The following is a 15,964-nucleotide window of genomic DNA, read 5'->3' on the forward strand; positions in this document are numbered from 1 at the left end:
ACCATGCGACGTGTCGTGGTGACCGGGCTTGGCATGGTGACGCCGCTTGCATGCGGCGTCGAGCCGACCTGGTCACGTCTGATCTCCGGCGCCAGCGGCGCCGGTCCGATCACGAGCTTCGACGCGAGCGACCTTCCCGCCCAGATCGCCTGCAATATTTCGCGCGGCGATGGTTCCGACGGCACCTTCAATCCTGACGATTGGATGGAGCCGAAGGAACAGCGGAAGGTCGATGATTTCATCGTCTTCGCAATGGCGGCTGCGACGCAGGCGCTCAATGATGCCGGGTGGAAACCCGAAAGCTACGAGGACCAGATCGCGACCGGTGTCGCGATCGGGTCCGGCATTGGTGGGCTCGGCGGCATCTATGAAGCGTCGATCCTGCTCAAGGAGCGCGGCCCGCGCCGCCTCTCGCCTTTCTTCATTCCCGGCCGGTTGAGCAATCTCGCCGCCGGCTATGTTTCGATCACGCACGGCCTCAAGGGGCCGAATCACGCAGTGGTCACGGCTTGCTCGACCGGCGCTCATGCCATTGGCGATGCCTCGCGGATGATCGCTCTCGGCGATGCCAAGGTGATGGTCGCGGGTGGCACCGAATCGGCGATCAACCGCATCGGCATTGCCGGGTTCTGCGCGTGTCGCGCGCTGTCCACTGGCTTCAACGACACGCCTGAGAAAGCCTCGCGTCCCTATGACAAGGATCGCGACGGCTTCGTCATGGGCGAGGGGGCAGGGGTCGTCGTTCTCGAGGATCTCGAGCATGCCAAGGCGCGCGGTGCGCGCATCTATGCCGAAATCGTCGGGTACGGCATGTCGGGTGATGCTTATCATATCACCTCGCCGGCCGAGGATGGCGACGGTGCCTATCGTTGCATGTCGGCGGCGCTCGATCGTGCCGGGGTCACGGCGGGTGATCTCGACTACATCAACGCGCATGGCACCTCGACCCAGCTCGGCGACGAAATCGAGCTGCGGGCAGTCGAGCGGCTGCTCGCCAACGCTCCGCGGAAGCCCGCCATGTCCTCGACCAAGTCGGCGACGGGACACCTGCTCGGCGCGGCAGGCGCGATCGAGGCGATCTTCACGGTCCTCGCGATTCGCGACCAGATCGCACCGCCGACGATCAATCTCGACAACCCATCCGTCGAGACCGATCTGGACCTGGTGCCGAATGTCGCGAAGAAGCGCAGCATCGAGATCGCTCTCTCCAATTCCTTCGGGTTTGGCGGGACGAACGCCTCGCTGGTGATCCGGCGTTTCGTCGACTGACGCACCGGCCGATGAGGCTCAGCGCGCTTTCGCCATAATTTCTGCTAGTCTGTCACCGGATTTCGGGACAGGCTCGAAATGCGTCGCATCGCCAGGGCATTGCGGCGAACCTCACGACACCAGAACGCGAGCGCCAGCACTGTGAACACTTCGCCCCGCGTCGCCCCGAAGAGCCCGAGCGAGGCGTTGAAGCCGGTGGCGCCGCCTGCTCCGCCGCCGAAGGCGCGTCGCAGGAGGCGCAATCCCTTCATCGGCATGCTCAGCGGGTTGTTCACGACTGCGCTCGTCTTGGCCGGCGTCGTCGGTGCTGGAATCGCTGTGGTCGGCAGCCAGGGTAAGGCGCCAGGGCCGCTCGCGAGCGACCGTGTGCTGATCATTCCCAAAGAAAGCGGCCTCACCGAAATTGCCGAGCTCCTTCAGCGCGAGGGATTGATCGAGCATCCCTGGACCTTCAAGGTTTCGGCGCTGATCTCCGGCAATTGGACCAAGCTCAAGGCGGGTGAGTATCTGTTCAAGGCTCGCGCCAGCCAGCAGGACATTCTCGACATCATTGCCGAGGGCAAGGCGGTCGAGCATTCGATCACCGTGCCGGAAGGTCTGACCAGCGAACAGATCATCGCGCGGTTGCGCGACAATGATCTCCTCACGGGCGACGTCATTCAGGTGCCTCGCGAGGGGACCATCCTGCCCGACACTTTCAAGTTTCCACGCGGGTTCACACGGCAGGCGATCGTCGACCGGATGACGCGCGATCAACGCCGTATCCTCAACGATGTCTGGAGTCGCCGCCCTGCCGACCTGCCGATCAAGACGCCGCAGGAGTTGGTGATCCTGGCTTCGATCGTCGAGAAGGAAACCGGCCGCGCCGACGAGCGCCCACGCGTTGCCGGTGTCTTCATCAACCGTCTGAACCGCAAGATGAAGCTGCAATCCGACCCGACGATCGTCTACGGGCTCGTCGGCGGCAAGGGCACGCTCGGCCGCGCGATCCAGCGTAACGAGATTACCCAGGCGACGCCCTACAATACCTATGTCATCGACGGACTGCCGCCGGGCCCGATCGCCAACCCGGGCCGTGCCGCAATGGAGGCCGTGGTCAACCATTCCAGGACCAAGGAGCTCTACTTCGTGGCTGATGGCAGTGGTGGGCACGCCTTCGCCGAGACCTTGGAGCAGCATAACCGCAATGTCGCCCGCTGGCGGCAGGTCGAGTCGCAGCGGCGCGAGGCTGGCAAGCCCTCGCCGGATTCGAATGTCGACAAGGTGGAACCGCCGCCCTCGCCGGATAATCGCACCGAAGCGCCTGGGGCCTCGCGAGCGGCCGATGCGACGTCCGGGGACAGCGAGACGGTGGGGGGCAGCCGGCGTGCGTCGGCGGATGGTCCGGCGGGAACGCGCGCGCGCGCCTTCGATGCGTCGGAAGGGACGAACCGCGATCCGCTGCTGAACCGAAGCTACGATCTCAACTCGTCGAAGCAGGTTCCAGCACTGCGCCCCTGAGCGGCTCTGGCGAGTATGGGCAGTCACGCCCGATTTCTCCCCATCTTCGCGCTTCTATGTGTGCAGCGCGACTTGCGAGCGGTGTTTCGCCTCACTACGGTCCCGCCGCATCAGATACAGCGTCGAGCGGTGATCCTGCGCATTGTGATCGCACGGTGAGCCGTCGGGGGGAGTTTCAGCGTCCATGGCGATCGAGAGCATGACCGGCTTTGCCCGCGCAGCCGGCACCGCAGGTCTTCATGCCTGGGCATGGGAAATCCGCAGTGTCAATGCGCGCGGCCTCGATGTGCGCGTCCGGGTACCTTCCGGGTTCGAAGCCCTGGCCGAGGCGGCGCGCAAGCGCCTCGGCGCCGCCTTTTCTCGCGGTACATTGCACGTGAATCTCTCGATCAACAGCGATGCCCGGCCGGCGAAGCCTCGTATCAACGAGGCGGTGCTTGCGGGCCTGCTGGAATCCGTCGCGAGGCTGCCCGCCTCCGACAGCATCCGTCCGGCGTCCTTTGACGCGCTGCTTGGGATTCGCGGCGTGGTCGAGATTGCCGACGAGGACGAGGATATCCTGGCGCAGCTCGAGGCCCCCTTGCTTGCTGGCCTGGACGCGGTGGTCCTGGGTCTCAAGGAGGCGCGCTCCGCCGAGGGGAGAGCGCTTGAATCCGTTCTCACAGGCCACCTTGCCAGCATTGGCCGTCTGACCGATGAGGCGGAGCAGCATCCCGGGCGGAGTGTGGAAGCGATCCGCGCACGGCTCGCGACGCAGGTGCAGGCCCTGCTCGATGCCAGCCCGGCACTCGATCCGCAGCGCCTGCATCAGGAGGCCGCGCTGCTAGCGGTCAAAGCCGATATCCGCGAGGAGATCGACCGGCTGCATGCTCATGTTGCCGCGTTGCGGGGCTTGTTCGATCAGGGCGGGCCGATCGGCCGGAAGCTCGACTTTCTTGCGCAGGAATTCGGGCGAGAATCCTCGACGCTTTGCGCCAAGGCCGGTGATGCCGGGTTGTCGCGCATCGGGCTCGAGCTGCGGACGGTCGTCGACCAGATGCGCGAACAGGTTCAGAATGTGGAGTGACGGCTGATGGCCGATCTGGTGCGCCCGGCCCGTCGTGGCCTGATGTTGATCCTGTCCTCTCCCTCGGGAGCGGGCAAATCGACCCTGACGCGAACGCTGTCGCAGAAGGAAACCAATCTCGATCTATCGGTCTCGGTCACGACCCGGCTCAAGCGCCCCTCCGAGATTCATGGCGTCCATTATCACTTCATCGACCGCCCTGCCTTCGAGACGTTGCGCGAGCGCGATGATCTGCTCGAATGGGCCGAGGTCCATGGCAATGGCTACGGGACCCCGCGCAAGCCCGTCGAGGATGCGCTGAAGGCCGGCCGCGATGTGCTCTTCGACATCGACTATCAGGGCACGCAGCAGATCCTCGAAAAGGCGCGCGAGGATGTCGTCGCCATCTTCATCCTGCCGCCGTCCATGGCGGAACTGCGCTCTCGGCTCGTGCGTCGCGCCGAGGATGCGCCTGAGGTCATCGCCAAGCGACTCGACAACGCCCGCGACGAGATCGCTCGTTGGAGCGTCTACGACTACGTCATCATCAATGACGATCTCGGTGCTGCCTATGAATCGGTCCGCGCGATCCTCACCGCCGAACGCCTGAAGCGTTCGCGCGCGATTGGTATGAGTGAATTTGTCGCCGGGCTCCTCAGCGAAGCAATCGCGTAGGGTGCGCCGCTATCCGGCCTTCAGCCCAGCCAGGGCGTTGGCGAGGCGCACGAATCCTGAAACGGGCACTTCCTCTGCGCGCGCCGTTGGCGACAGGCCGGCGGCCTCGATCATCGGCTGCGGATCAGGCGTCACGGCCTTGAGGCTCTGGCGCAGCATTTTCCGGCGCTGGCCGAAAGCAGCCAGCGTGACACGCTCCAGCAATCTCTGTTCGCAGGGCTCCGGCCTCAGTCGCGGCACGAGTTGAACGATAGAGGACGTGATTTTCGGCGGCGGCACGAAAGCGGACCTGGGCACGTCGAACAGGATCTTGGTTTCGCAACGCCAGTTCGCGAGAACGGCCAGCCTGCCATAATCGGCGCGCTGCTCCGGGGTTGCAACGATGCGCTCGGCCACCTCGCGCTGGAACATCAGCGTGAGCGAGTTCCACCAGGAGGGCCAGGGTTCCTGGCTGAGCCAGCCAACGAGCAACGGCGTGCCGATATTATAGGGCAGGTTGGCGATGATCCGGGCGGGCGAGCCGCCAAGATGAGAGGAGAGGTCGACGGCAAGCGCATCGCCGTCAATCACCTCAAGCCGTCCCGGGTAATGTGCGGCGATCTCGGCCAATGCCGGCAGGCAACGTCGATCACGCTCGACCGCGATGACACGTCCAGCCCCGTTAGCGAGCAAAGCACGCGTCAGTCCACCTGGGCCAGGGCCGATCTCGACCACAGTCTCGCCATCGAGTGGCCCGGCGGCGCGGGCGATCCTGCTTGTCAGGTTGAGATCGAACAGGAAGTTCTGGCCCAGCGACTTCTGCGCCATCAGGCCGTGGCGTTCGACCACCTCGCGCAGCGGCGGCAGCGTGTCGATCTGACTCATGGCAGGCGGCTTTCGGAATGGGCCGCCATGCGGGCTGCCAGCCGCAGCGCGGCGCAAAGGCTGTCGGGGCGGGCAATGCCGCGGCCTGCAATGTCGAAGGCCGTTCCGTGATCCGGTGAGGTACGGATGAAGGGCAGGCCAAGTGTCACGTTGACGCCCTCGTCGAAGGCAATCGTCTTGATCGGGATCAGTGCCTGATCGTGATACATCGCCAGTGCCGCATCGTACCCGGCACGGGCGCGGGAATGGAACATCGTGTCGGCAGGATAAGGACCGCTTGCGTCGATTCCCAACGCCTTGAGCTGCGCGACGGCTGGCGCCACCACCGCAGCATCCTCCTCGCCCAGCGCTCCACCTTCTCCCGCATGCGGATTCAGCCCGCTCAGTGCGATCCGTGGCTGCGGAATTCCGAAGCGGGAGGCCAGTTCGCGAGCGACAATTCGCCCCGTCTCGACAATCAGATCCGTCGTCAGCAGCGATGGTACTGCACTGAGCGGCACGTGGATCGTTACCGGAACAACCGCCAGATCTTCGCACCAGAGCATCATCACGGGGTGGGGCGTCCTGCCTCCATCCGCCGCAAGATGCGCCAGATATTCCGTATGGCCGGGATGCCTGAAACCGGCGGCGTAAAGAACGCTTTTGGCAATGGGATTGGTGACCAGCGCGGCCGCATGTCCTTCGCGCACCGCGGCGACGGCGCGATCGATCGCCTCGATAGTCCCCGCAGCCGTGGCCGGATCAGGATGTCCGGATACCACGATCGCGGTCTTCTCAAGCGCAATGACGGGCAGGGCCTGTTCGAAAAGCGCCTCTGCCTCATGCCAGGCGCAGCCAACGATGGGCACATCGAGGCCCAGCCGTCGTGACAGGCTTTCCAAAAGACCGGGGTCGGCAATGCAAGCAAACGGCGGAAGAGCTGCGGGCTCCCGCAGCACCCAGGCTTTCAAGGCCAGCTCAGGGCCGATCCCTGCCGGATCACCTTGCGTGAGAGCGAGCAGTCGCGGTGACACGTTCTTCTCCACCCGCACCGGCTCGCTCGCAGTAATCCTGATTCTACCCTCAGCGAGCGGCGACGCCGTCGCCTGTCGAGCCCTGGCCCAGGTTCTGCGAGTAGCTGATCTCGCCCAAGGTGCGCAGTTCGAGCTTGAACATCACCGTCCGCGTATCCTTCGTGGCGCCGGACTGCCGGTCGGCATAGGACTGCGAATAGGAGATGTCGAACACGGTGCATTCGTCGGTGTAGTTGATGCCGAAGCTCATCGAGGCGGGCTGGAACGGGCCCGTCTTGGGATAGGTGAGTGCCGCAAGGGCTACGGGATCGAGTTGGGCTGCCACGAAGGCATCACGATACCGCTCGCGGTCGAACTTGTACTTGTCGAGGTCGAACAGGACCCCGGCGCGGACGCGCCAGTATTGCGCGATCCCGAGCGAGCCGTTCAGGCCGAGACCCTCGCGCCGCCGCGGAATGCCCAACTCGGGCTGGGGCTCATAGCGGCCATAGGTCACGGAGGTCGATACCACGCCATTGCTGTAGGTGGCGCCTGCATCGATCCGCTGCGCCTCGAACGTCGATTCGTCCAGCCGCGCCGCGCCGGACAGGAAGAAGTTCTTGAACGGCGAGATTTGCGCGCGGGTGACGAAATCGGACCGCGTCGTTTCGAGACCTGAATCCAGGCCGGTATTGACCAGGTCGGCTTGTGCGAAGGAATTGCGCCCGGCGAGATTGAAGGACTGGCCGACAAGGAAATTGGCGTAGGCCTCCTTGCCGAAACGGCCTGTGTAGAGCGCGCCGACATTCGCTCGCGTGCCACCCTCGACCCGATCATAGCCGGAGAACTTGCCGCTCCACTCGAACAGGTTGGTGTCGTCGAAGACGAGGCTTTGCGCATCTTCGTTGGCGACCCGCAAGACATTCGTCTCGTTCGGACGTGCAACGAACTGGGCGACTGGCTCGATGATATGCGTGCCCCACGAGGTCTTGGCCACGAAGGGGTAGCGGTACATCAGGCCGACCGCCGGCATGACGCGCCCGAAGACATCGTCGGATGTGTTGAAGATCGAGGAAACGTTGGCGTTGGAAAAGCCGGTCGTCGACGGATTGACCGAGAAGATATCCGCGCGAACCGACGCATACGGCGTCCAGACCTGGCCGAGCGAATCGATGAAATTGCGCCGCCAGGACACTTCCGCTGTTGCGCGCGCCACCGAACCGCCGATGCCGCGCACCAGGCACTGGTCTTTCTGGTAGACCGCGCAGCCATCATAGAGCGGGTTCGGCGTCGTGATCAGGAAGTTCTTCTGGGCCGGAATCTGCTGGAAGGCAGCGGCGTCCCGCGTGAGGCTTGTGACGTTCACATTGAACGCCAGTTCACCGCCAATGACGTCCGGCTTGTGCACCCGCTTGTTGTAGTCGAATACCGGCAGGACGAGCGGCTGCTGCTTCTGCCAATCGGACGACGTCAGGGGTTGGAAATAATAGCCACGCAGGTCGAACCAGGCATTCGGGCTCTGGCCGTTGAGATAGCCCGTAGAGATCGATTCCTGCAGGTAGGTCGTCGAGCTGATGCTCTCGCTTCGGATGCGATAGTTCTTCCAGAACCAGCGGTCCGTCGACATCGCGACGTCCCAGCCGTAGGTCCAGCGCGGATTCAAATAGAATTTGCCAGTGGTTTCCAGCGAGCCGCGGAAATCGCTGTCGCGCGCGCCGTACGGCGTCGGCTGGAACGCATCCGGCTCCGCCTGGAAGATGCCGGCTGCACGGATGTTATAGGACCCGTTGACGAGCCGGTGACGCCACTCGGCCTGGCCAAGGAATCCCTGCCGCGAGAGATAGGTTGGCGTGACTGTGAGATCGTAGTTCGGGGCGAGGTTGAAGAAATAGGGCAGGCCAACACCGAAGCCGAGCGCGCTGGTGTTGATGAAGGCCGGCGACAGGAAGCCGCTCTTGCGCTTCACCGTCGAGTCCGGGCCCGACATGTACGGGATATAGGCGATCGGAACCCCGGCGAATTCCAGCCGGGACGATTCGTAATAGATCGTCTGCTCGGACTTCTTATGGATAATCCGCGCCGAGCGGACCTGCCAGAGCGGCGGCTTTTCGGGCTTGTCCTTGCAGGGCTCGCAAGCGGTGTAGATGCCCTTCTCAAAGACGAAGGTCTCGCCGTCCGTACGTTCAGCCCGCGGAGCGGTAAACCGCGTCTTGTCCGGGTTCACGACGCGCAGCGAATCAATGAAGCCGTCGCGGAAATCGTCCGTCAGATTGAAGCGGTCGCCGGTGATGACGGTACCGTTCGATTCGGTGATCCGGGCATTGCCGCTGGCGATGACGCGCTTGCTGGCGCGGTCATAGGTGACCTTGTCGGCTTCGATCGTACGGCCCTGATAGAGAATCTGGACGTCGCCGACAGCCGAGACGCTGTTGTTCTTGTTGTCGTAGACCAACTCGCGCGCGTCGACGACCATGCGTTCCTGCGGCTTCGCCGGAGCTTGCGCGAAAGCGCTCCCTCCTGCCGTCAGGCAATAGGCCAAACTCGAGGCGAGGGCGGTCGCCGCGGCAAAACGAGCCATGCGTCTCACGCCAGAGGCCATATGCTCAATCCAAAATTAACCATAGGCACAGTACTAGTTACCCGTCTTCCTGGTGAAGGAGAGCGAGCGCCCCAAGCATCGTCCCCACAACCGCCGGCAACCACGCGGCCACCATGGGATTGACGATCCCTGATGCCCCGAGCTCTTCCGACAGCTGCGTCGCGACATAGAGCACGAACCCGGCCGCCACGCCACCTATCACCAATCTCGTAACACCACCAAATCTGAAAAATCTTAAGGAAACGGATGCCGCCACCAGGATCATGGCAACGAGCAGAAGCGGCCGCGCCTTGAGCGACTGATAGCGCAGCTCGTAGCGCGTGGAATCAAGGCCGGCCTTCTGCGTCCGTTCGATCACTGTCGGCATCGACCAGAACCCAACAGCGTCGGGCGGGGTGAAACTTTGCCGCACCTGGTCGGGCTCCAGAGTCGTCGCGAGCAGATAGGTCGTGTAGCTCTGTGGCTCTTCCGTGGCAGACACGACGCGTGCATCGGTCAATTCCCAATAGCCGCGATGCAGGATCGCTTCCCTTGCCTCCACGCGCTCGTTGAAGCCGCCATTCGCATCGAAGCTAAAGACAGCGACCTGGGAGAGGCCTGACGCGTCCGGCAAGGCTGCCGCAGCGCGAATAATCGCCTGCCCGTCGACGCTGCGCTGGCGAATCCAGATTTCCTGCGCTCCGGACGCCTGGGTACTCCTCGCGAAGAGCCTGGCTTCGAGGGCCGTCGCGCTGCGCTTCAGTTCGGCTGCGAGCGGGTTGTAGATCATGATCGAGACAAAGCCGATCACTGCTGCGACCAATGCGGCCGGCTGCAGGAATTGCCAGGCCGAGACGCCCACGGAGCGGGCCACCACGAGCTCAAGCTTCCGGCTTAGCGTCAGCAGTGCGAACATGCCACCGAACAGCACGGCAAAGGGAAAGATCTGCTCCGCCACCGCAGGCGCGCGAAACAGCGCGAGCCTGATGATTTGCGGCGTCGTCGCGAGCGGCGAATCGCCGGCACGGCGCATCAGCTCGACGAAATCGAGCGTCAGGATCAGAAAGAAGAAGGTGCTGAACACGCTGATGATGGCGCGTGTGAAGCGCTTCGTCAGGTATCGGCCGAAGGTCGAGACAAGCAGCATCAGGCGCGACGCAGGCGAGAGGGCAGGGCGGATAGCGACAGGATGATCGGCTCGAACAGCTTGTTGAGCCGCGGCCTCAGCGACGCGCCAAACATGATAAGGGCCGTAGAGCAGATGATTGTGACCAGGGGCAGAAGGTAGAGCAGGACGACTGCAAAACCCGATCTGACGCTGGCGGTCCACGCGGCGTAGGCGCCGATGCGGACCGCACCGACAATCAAAATCGCTGCCTGGATCGCGACATTGCGGCCCTGACGCGTCGTACGCGCTTCGCCGAGGGCGGCGAAGGCGACGAGCATGAACGCGATCGGGTAGAGCGGCGCCGAAAGACGATTGTGCAGTTCGGCGCGGAACCGCCCGGCCTGCAGCTTGTAATAGGCTTCATTGGGGTCCTGTCGCAGCAAGGCCCAGGTCGTGCGTTCGCGTGGCTTGTAGATCACCCTGTCGCCATTGCCTTCGCCATCGCCGCCTGTCGACTCGCCCGATAGAGCCGACAGGTTGAGCGCGTAGCGCTCGAAGGAGATGATCGAAGTCGACTCCTTGTTCTTGGCTTCGCGCTGGATGGTACCCTTCTCCAGCATCAGGAAGCTGTTGCCGTCCGATTCCACTGTCCGGCCGCGCTCGGCGATGTAGACGGAGGGTTGGCTGGGGTCGCGGCGGTCCTGCATAAAGATGCCGAGCAGCGCGTCACCCGAACGCTCGCGGTAGTGAAACGTCACTCCGGAATCGAGTGAGACGAACTGGCCTTCCTTCACGACATTGGCGACGAAATCGGCCCTGATCAGCGTGATCAGGTCCCGCAACGCCCGGAACCCCGACGGCATGACCGAAATCGCCATCCAGCCGACAAGGAGGGAGGTCGCCAGCGTCAGCACGATGAACGGGCGGGTCAGCCGGTAGGGCGCGACTCCGGCCGCATTCATGACGATCAACTCCGAATCGCCGTTCAGCCGGTTCAGCGTGTAGAGCGTCGACATGAACAGCGCGACCGGTGCGATGCCCGCGATCAGCGCCGGCAACGAAAGCAGTGTCACCGTGAAGAAGATGTAGATGGTCTGGCCCTTGCCGGTGATCAGGTCGACCTCACGCAGGGCCTGCGTCACCCAGATCACGCTGGTCAGCCCGATCAGAAGTACGATCGCTGCGACCGCGGCGATCTTCAGGATGTAGCGGTCGAGACGGAGAAGACGCACGCGTTAGCTTCCGGTGAAACCGAGGGCAGTTCGAGGCTCCCCTTGGACGGTTCGCCAAACACTCCCTATGGTATAGCCACGATCATGGCGCAAACGGGAATCGTTCGCATCATGTTCACGACCTTCCTGAAGAGCCCTATTCCCGCCAATTGTGAGCAGCTTATGTCGCAGCGCCTGAAGCTTGAGGTCAAAGCCCTGAACACCATCGGCGGGCAGGACCTCGTCATTTTCGTGTCGGACAAGCTGACCCCGGCGAAGCTTGCCGAGGATTGGCTCGGAGAGGGCGCTCATGCACTGCTCGCCAGGGCTGCGGCAGCCGACAAGTTCAAGGGCAAGGTGTTTTCCGGGATGACGTTGCTGGCGCCGGACGGGGCCGGGTATGAGCGGCTGGTCGTCATCGGGGTCGGACCTGATGCAGATCACGATAAGCTCGATTTCGCCAAGCTTGGCGGGGCTGTTGCGGGCAAGCTTGGCAGTGGCCGCTCGGCCGATGTGATCATCGCTCTGCCTGACGTTGAAATCAGTGCCGAGCAAGCAGCCGCGGTCGCTCTCGGGTTGCGGCTCCGGGCCTATGTCTTCGACCGTTACAAAACCAAGACCCGCGAAGCCGACGATGCCGATCCGATCACCGTGACGCTGCGCACCCCCGACCCTGCCGCTCTCAAGAAGGCCCTCAAGGCCTGCGAAGCTGTCGCCGGCGGCGTCGAGATTGCTCGCGATCTCGTGAACGAGCCGCCGAATGTGCTCTATCCCGAAGAATTCGCCGAACGCGCCGCCAAACTTGAGAAGCTTGGTGTCGAGGTCGAGATTCTCGATGAGAAGCAACTCAAGAAGATCGGCATGCGGGCCTTGCTTGGCGTTGGCCAGGGGTCGCGCCGGGAGAGCCGCGTCGTCGTCATGCGCTGGAATGGCGCCAAACCCGGAGTTCGGCCCGTCGCCTTCGTCGGCAAGGGCGTCACGTTCGACACTGGCGGCATCTCGCTGAAGCCGGGCGCCGGGATGGAGGACATGAAGGGGGACATGGCCGGAGCCGCCTGCGTCACCGGACTGATGCATGCGCTCGCAGCGCGCAAGGCCAAGGTCAATGCGATTGGCGTGATTGGGCTGGTCGAGAACATGCCGGATGGCAACGCCCAACGCCCCGGTGACATCGTCACCTCGCTTTCAGGGCAGACCATCGAGATCATCAATACCGACGCAGAGGGGCGGCTCGTCCTCGCCGATGTGCTCTGGTACACGCAGGACAAGTACAAGCCGCGCTTCATGATCAACCTGGCAACCCTGACAGGAGCGATTTTGGTAGCGCTCGCGCAGGAGAATGCCGGGCTGTTCTCGAATGATGACGAGTTGTGCGAGCGACTGGCAGTCGCTGGCAAGGCCACCGGCGAAACCGTCTGGCGCATGCCGCTTGGCGCAGCCTACGACAAGATGATCGATTCAAAGTTCGCGGACATGAAGAACTCGGCCGGGCGTTATGGCGGTTCGATCACTGCTGCGCAGTTCCTGCAGCGGCATGTCAATGAAACGCCCTGGGCGCATCTCGACATCGCCGGCACCGGCATGGGCTCGCCAAACAGCGAGACCAATCGCTCCTGGGGCTCGGGCTGGGGCGTGCGCCTCCTCGACCGGCTCGTCGCGAATCATTACGAGTCCTGATTCACTCGAAACATTGTTTCGCAATGCTCTGATAAGAAAGGGCTTTCATGACGGAAGTCCTGTTCTTCCATCTTCAGTCGCGTCCGCTGGAGCAGGTTCTCCCGACCATCCTCGATCGGGCGCTGTCGCGCGGCCAGAAGGTGGTCATCGAGGTCTCCAGTTCCGAGCGGGCGAGCGTGCTGGACGATCATCTGTGGACCTACGCGGATGACAGCTTCCTGCCGCATGTCATGGCGAGCGAGCCGGATGCACCGACCAATCCGGTCGTGCTGACGACACAGGCCCATAATCCCAACGCGGCCCAGGTTAGAATCTGCGCTGACGGCATCCGTATTCCCGACGCATTGCAGGACTACGAGCGCGTCGTCCTCATCTTCGACGGCGACGACCCCGACGCGCTTGCGGCTGCGCGCGAGGATTGGAAGGCAGTTCGCGCCACAGGCGCGACGGCCAGCTACTGGCAGCAGGACGAAACCGGTCGCTGGGAGAAAAAAGCGTGAGAGTGCCTGTTCTGTTCGTGTGCGCTGTGGCTCTGGGCGGATGTTCCGTCGATATTGGCGGTTTCTCCTTCACTCAGGATTCCAGCGGTACGCGAACCAGCAGCGCTTCAGCCCGCGCATCCACTCAGGAAGCCATGCTGACCGCCGATGGCGGTTGCGAGGCGGAGGTTTCGCTCGATCCGTCGACGCGTCCACTGCCAAGGGAGATCGCGCTGGGCGTGACCGAATGCGAACTCGTGAAATTGAAGGGGGGCCGGCCGACCGATGTCCTCATCGGTGAGAGCGGCAAGGGCCAGCGCGAGGTGCAGGTGCTCTATTCCGAGCCCGGCGGCCGCGAGATCTATATGTTCACCGACAACCGCCTCAGCCGAATCGTAAAGCCGGGACAAGGGGAGGGCTGAAGCATCGGCCCGAACAGTGGATTGCGGTGTTCGAGCAAGCCGATTCCACCACAGGAGCTTAGATCATCGGACCGGATACGCGATCCGATCGGATGATCTACGCATCGGACGATAGTTCGGATTTCGCCCGAGCCTATCGTCTGGGCCGCTTCAGGCGTTCTCGAGTTCCTCGCTCAGTCCGAGCCATTCTTCCTCCGCGGCCGTCAGTGCCTCCGACAATTCCGCACGCTGGCGCGAGAGCTGCAGGGCTTTTTCCGGATCGCGGGCGAATGCTGCACCGTTGCCTAGCACGCCATCGACCTTCTCGATCAATCCGGTCAGCTTGGCGATCCGTGCCTCGGCCAGGTTGAGCTTCTGACGCAGCGGCCCTTGGGCCACACGCTTGACGGCTGCGCCCTTGCGTTCTTCGGCCTTGCTGTTGGTATTCGCCGTCTCTGCGGGCTTCTCGCGACGGGCTGCCTTGGCGCCTCCGAGGACGAAGGCGCGATAATCCTCCATGTCGCCGTCAAAATTCTTCACCGTGCCGTCGCCGACGAGCCAGAGCCGGTCAGCGCAGGCTTCGATCAGGAAGCGGTCGTGGCTGACCAGGATGACAGCGCCGGGATAGTCGTTGATAGCCTTGACCAAGGCGGTGCGACTGTCGATGTCGAGATGGTTCGTCGGTTCGTCCAGGATGAGCAGATGCGGGCCACCGAAGGCCGCGATTCCGAGCATCAGCCGCGCCTTTTCGCCGCCGGACAGGTTCTTGACCGGTGTATCCGCCTTGCTGGCGGGAAAGCCGATCTGAGCCGCTTTCGAGCGCACCTTGGCTTCCGGCGCATCAGGCATCAGGTCGCGCAGATGCGCGACCGGCGTTTCCTCCATCCGCAGCTCGTCGAGCTGATGCTGGGCGAAATAGGCGGTCTGAAGCTTCGACGAACGTCGCAGATCGCCTGACAGGGGTGGGAGCCGCCCGCCGATCAGCTTGCAGAAGGTCGATTTGCCGTTGCCGTTCGAGCCAAGCAGCGCAATCCGATCGTCCGGCAGCAAAGTGAGGTCGAGCCGCGACAGCACCTTGCGCTCGCCATAGCCGGCGCTGACATCATCCAGCACCACCATGGGTGGCGAGAGCGGCCGCTCCGGCCCCGGAAGGCTGAATGGCTGCACGTCACGGTCGACGATGGTCGCGATCGATTCCATCTTCTCCAGCCGCTTGACGCGCGATTGCGCCTGGCGCGCCTTCGAGGCCTTGGCCTTGAAGCGATCGACGAAGGCCTGGAGATGCTTACGCTCGGCGTCCTGCTTCTCGCGCTGCTTCGCGAGCAGCATCTGCTTCTCGGCACGCTGGCGTTCGAACGAGGAATAGCCGCCGCGATAGATGGTGAGTTTGCCCTGATCGAGATGCAGGATGTGATCGACACAGGTGTCGAGCAGTTCGCGGTCGTGGCTCACCACCAGGACGGTGTGCGGATAGCGCTCCAGATAGTCGTAGAGCCAGAGCGTGCCTTCGAGATCGAGATAATTGGTCGGCTCGTCGAGCAGCAGCAGATCCGGTTCGGCGAAGAGCACGGCAGCGAGAGCAACGCGCATGCGCCAGCCGCCCGAATAATCGGAGCAAGGGCGTTGCTGCGCGGCCTCATCGAAGCCGAGCCCGTGCAGGACGGTCGCTGCCCGGGCCGGGGCGGCATGCGCGCCGATATCGGCGAGCCGGGTCTCGATCTCGGCGATGCGCAGCGGGTCGGTCGCGGTTTCGGCTTCCTTCATCAGGGCCGCGCGCTCGGTGTCGGCTGCGAGCACGACCTCGATCAACGATTCCGGGCCACCGGGGGCTTCTTGGGCGACGCCACCGATCCGCATGCCCCTCGGCACGCTGACCGAACCGCCCTCAGGCGAGAGATCGCCGGTAATGATCCGGAAGAGCGTGGTCTTGCCGGTGCCGTTGCGACCGACGAGGCCGACGCGTGATCCGTCCGGCAGGGCCGCACTGGCCCGGTCCAGGAGCAGCCGTTCGCCGAGCCTGTAGGTGATATCGTTGAGCGTGAGCATGGCGCGGATTTAGGGCCTGGAGCCATGGCAAGCAATGGTTAACGCTGCGGGCTAACGCGATCGAAAGACCAATCATGTTTTTGACATGAAGCAGCCACGGCTCCGCCGGAGCTGCCCTT

The 15,964-nt window shown here is 63.5% G+C and carries 14 protein-coding genes; 7 read left to right on the forward strand and 7 right to left on the reverse strand.

Translation table 11 applies throughout. The features are described 5' to 3' along the window. Positions 1-3: 3 nt before the first annotated feature. On the forward strand, positions 4-1,269 hold the full coding sequence (fabF, locus tag AC1DGP_RS16975) for a beta-ketoacyl-ACP synthase II (protein ID WP_441491919.1): 1,266 nt from the start codon (positions 4-6) through the stop codon (positions 1,267-1,269). A gap of 44 nt (positions 1,270-1,313) precedes the next feature. Here fabF and AC1DGP_RS16980 read toward each other — a convergent pair whose 3' ends face one another. Then, positions 1,314-1,544 (reverse strand): hypothetical protein, encoded by a 231-nt coding sequence (locus AC1DGP_RS16980; protein WP_441491848.1) that lies wholly within the window; start codon positions 1,542-1,544, stop codon positions 1,314-1,316. Between AC1DGP_RS16980 and mltG the strand changes: the two genes are divergently transcribed. The 3 genes from mltG to gmk all read left to right on the forward strand — a co-directional run bounded on the left by mltG (position 1,537) and on the right by gmk (position 4,489). Further along, on the forward strand, positions 1,537-2,769 hold the full coding sequence (gene mltG / locus AC1DGP_RS16985; RefSeq protein WP_441505521.1) for an endolytic transglycosylase MltG: 1,233 nt from the start codon (positions 1,537-1,539) through the stop codon (positions 2,767-2,769). The two genes, AC1DGP_RS16980 and mltG, sit on opposite strands and share 8 nt — an antisense overlap. 184 nt (positions 2,770-2,953) lie before the next feature. Further along, the gene (locus tag AC1DGP_RS16990; protein WP_441491846.1) at positions 2,954-3,835 is read left to right on the forward strand and encodes a YicC/YloC family endoribonuclease; all 882 of its coding nucleotides are present in this window, start codon (positions 2,954-2,956) and stop codon (positions 3,833-3,835) included. Positions 3,836-3,841: 6 nt separating this feature from the next. Beyond that, entirely contained in the window at positions 3,842-4,489 is a 648-nt protein-coding gene (gene gmk, locus AC1DGP_RS16995; RefSeq protein WP_476775412.1) for a guanylate kinase, read from the forward strand. A gap of 9 nt (positions 4,490-4,498) precedes the next feature. Here the strand turns inward: gmk and rsmA are convergent, their stop codons facing one another. Genes rsmA through lptF form a run of 5 tightly spaced genes read right to left on the reverse strand, consistent with a single transcriptional unit; the run spans position 4,499 to position 11,263 of the window. Then, on the reverse strand, positions 4,499-5,353 hold the full coding sequence (gene rsmA / locus AC1DGP_RS17000; protein WP_441505523.1) for a 16S rRNA (adenine(1518)-N(6)/adenine(1519)-N(6))-dimethyltransferase RsmA: 855 nt from the start codon (positions 5,351-5,353) through the stop codon (positions 4,499-4,501). Next, a complete protein-coding gene (gene pdxA / locus AC1DGP_RS17005) occupies positions 5,350-6,366 on the reverse strand; it encodes a 4-hydroxythreonine-4-phosphate dehydrogenase PdxA (protein WP_441505524.1) in 1,017 nt (338 codons plus the stop codon). Before pdxA ends, rsmA begins: the two co-directional genes overlap by 4 nt. 49 nt (positions 6,367-6,415) lie before the next feature. Continuing rightward, positions 6,416-8,923, reverse strand: a complete 2,508-nt coding sequence (locus tag AC1DGP_RS17010; protein WP_441491843.1) for an LPS-assembly protein LptD — start codon at positions 8,921-8,923, stop codon at positions 6,416-6,418. Between the two features lie 58 nt (positions 8,924-8,981). Continuing rightward, positions 8,982-10,070: an LPS export ABC transporter permease LptG gene (lptG, locus tag AC1DGP_RS17015; RefSeq protein ID WP_441491842.1), complete on the reverse strand. Its 1,089-nt coding sequence runs from the start codon at positions 10,068-10,070 to the stop codon at positions 8,982-8,984. Next, on the reverse strand, positions 10,070-11,263 hold the full coding sequence (gene lptF / locus AC1DGP_RS17020; protein ID WP_441491841.1) for an LPS export ABC transporter permease LptF: 1,194 nt from the start codon (positions 11,261-11,263) through the stop codon (positions 10,070-10,072). Before lptF ends, lptG begins: the two co-directional genes overlap by 1 nt. A 162-nt stretch (positions 11,264-11,425) precedes the next feature. Here lptF and AC1DGP_RS17025 point away from each other — a divergent pair, with 162 nt between their 5' ends. The 3 genes from AC1DGP_RS17025 (at position 11,426) to AC1DGP_RS17035 (ending at position 13,820) form a co-directional block, all read left to right on the forward strand. Next, complete coding sequence (locus AC1DGP_RS17025) at positions 11,426-12,919, forward strand: leucyl aminopeptidase (RefSeq protein WP_441505601.1); 1,494 nt, start codon at positions 11,426-11,428, stop codon at positions 12,917-12,919. 47 nt (positions 12,920-12,966) lie between these two features. Further along, positions 12,967-13,419: a DNA polymerase III subunit chi gene (locus AC1DGP_RS17030; protein ID WP_441505525.1), complete on the forward strand. Its 453-nt coding sequence runs from the start codon at positions 12,967-12,969 to the stop codon at positions 13,417-13,419. Positions 13,420-13,553: 134 nt separating this feature from the next. Next, positions 13,554-13,820 (forward strand): hypothetical protein, encoded by a 267-nt coding sequence (locus tag AC1DGP_RS17035; protein ID WP_441505526.1) that lies wholly within the window; start codon positions 13,554-13,556, stop codon positions 13,818-13,820. A gap of 150 nt (positions 13,821-13,970) precedes the next feature. Here the strand turns inward: AC1DGP_RS17035 and AC1DGP_RS17040 are convergent, their stop codons facing one another. Continuing rightward, positions 13,971-15,845: an ABC-F family ATP-binding cassette domain-containing protein gene (locus tag AC1DGP_RS17040; protein WP_441491838.1), complete on the reverse strand. Its 1,875-nt coding sequence runs from the start codon at positions 15,843-15,845 to the stop codon at positions 13,971-13,973. Positions 15,846-15,964: the final 119 nt, after the last annotated feature.

The sequence above is a fragment of the Allobosea sp. 05T433 genome, from assembly GCF_056396065.1.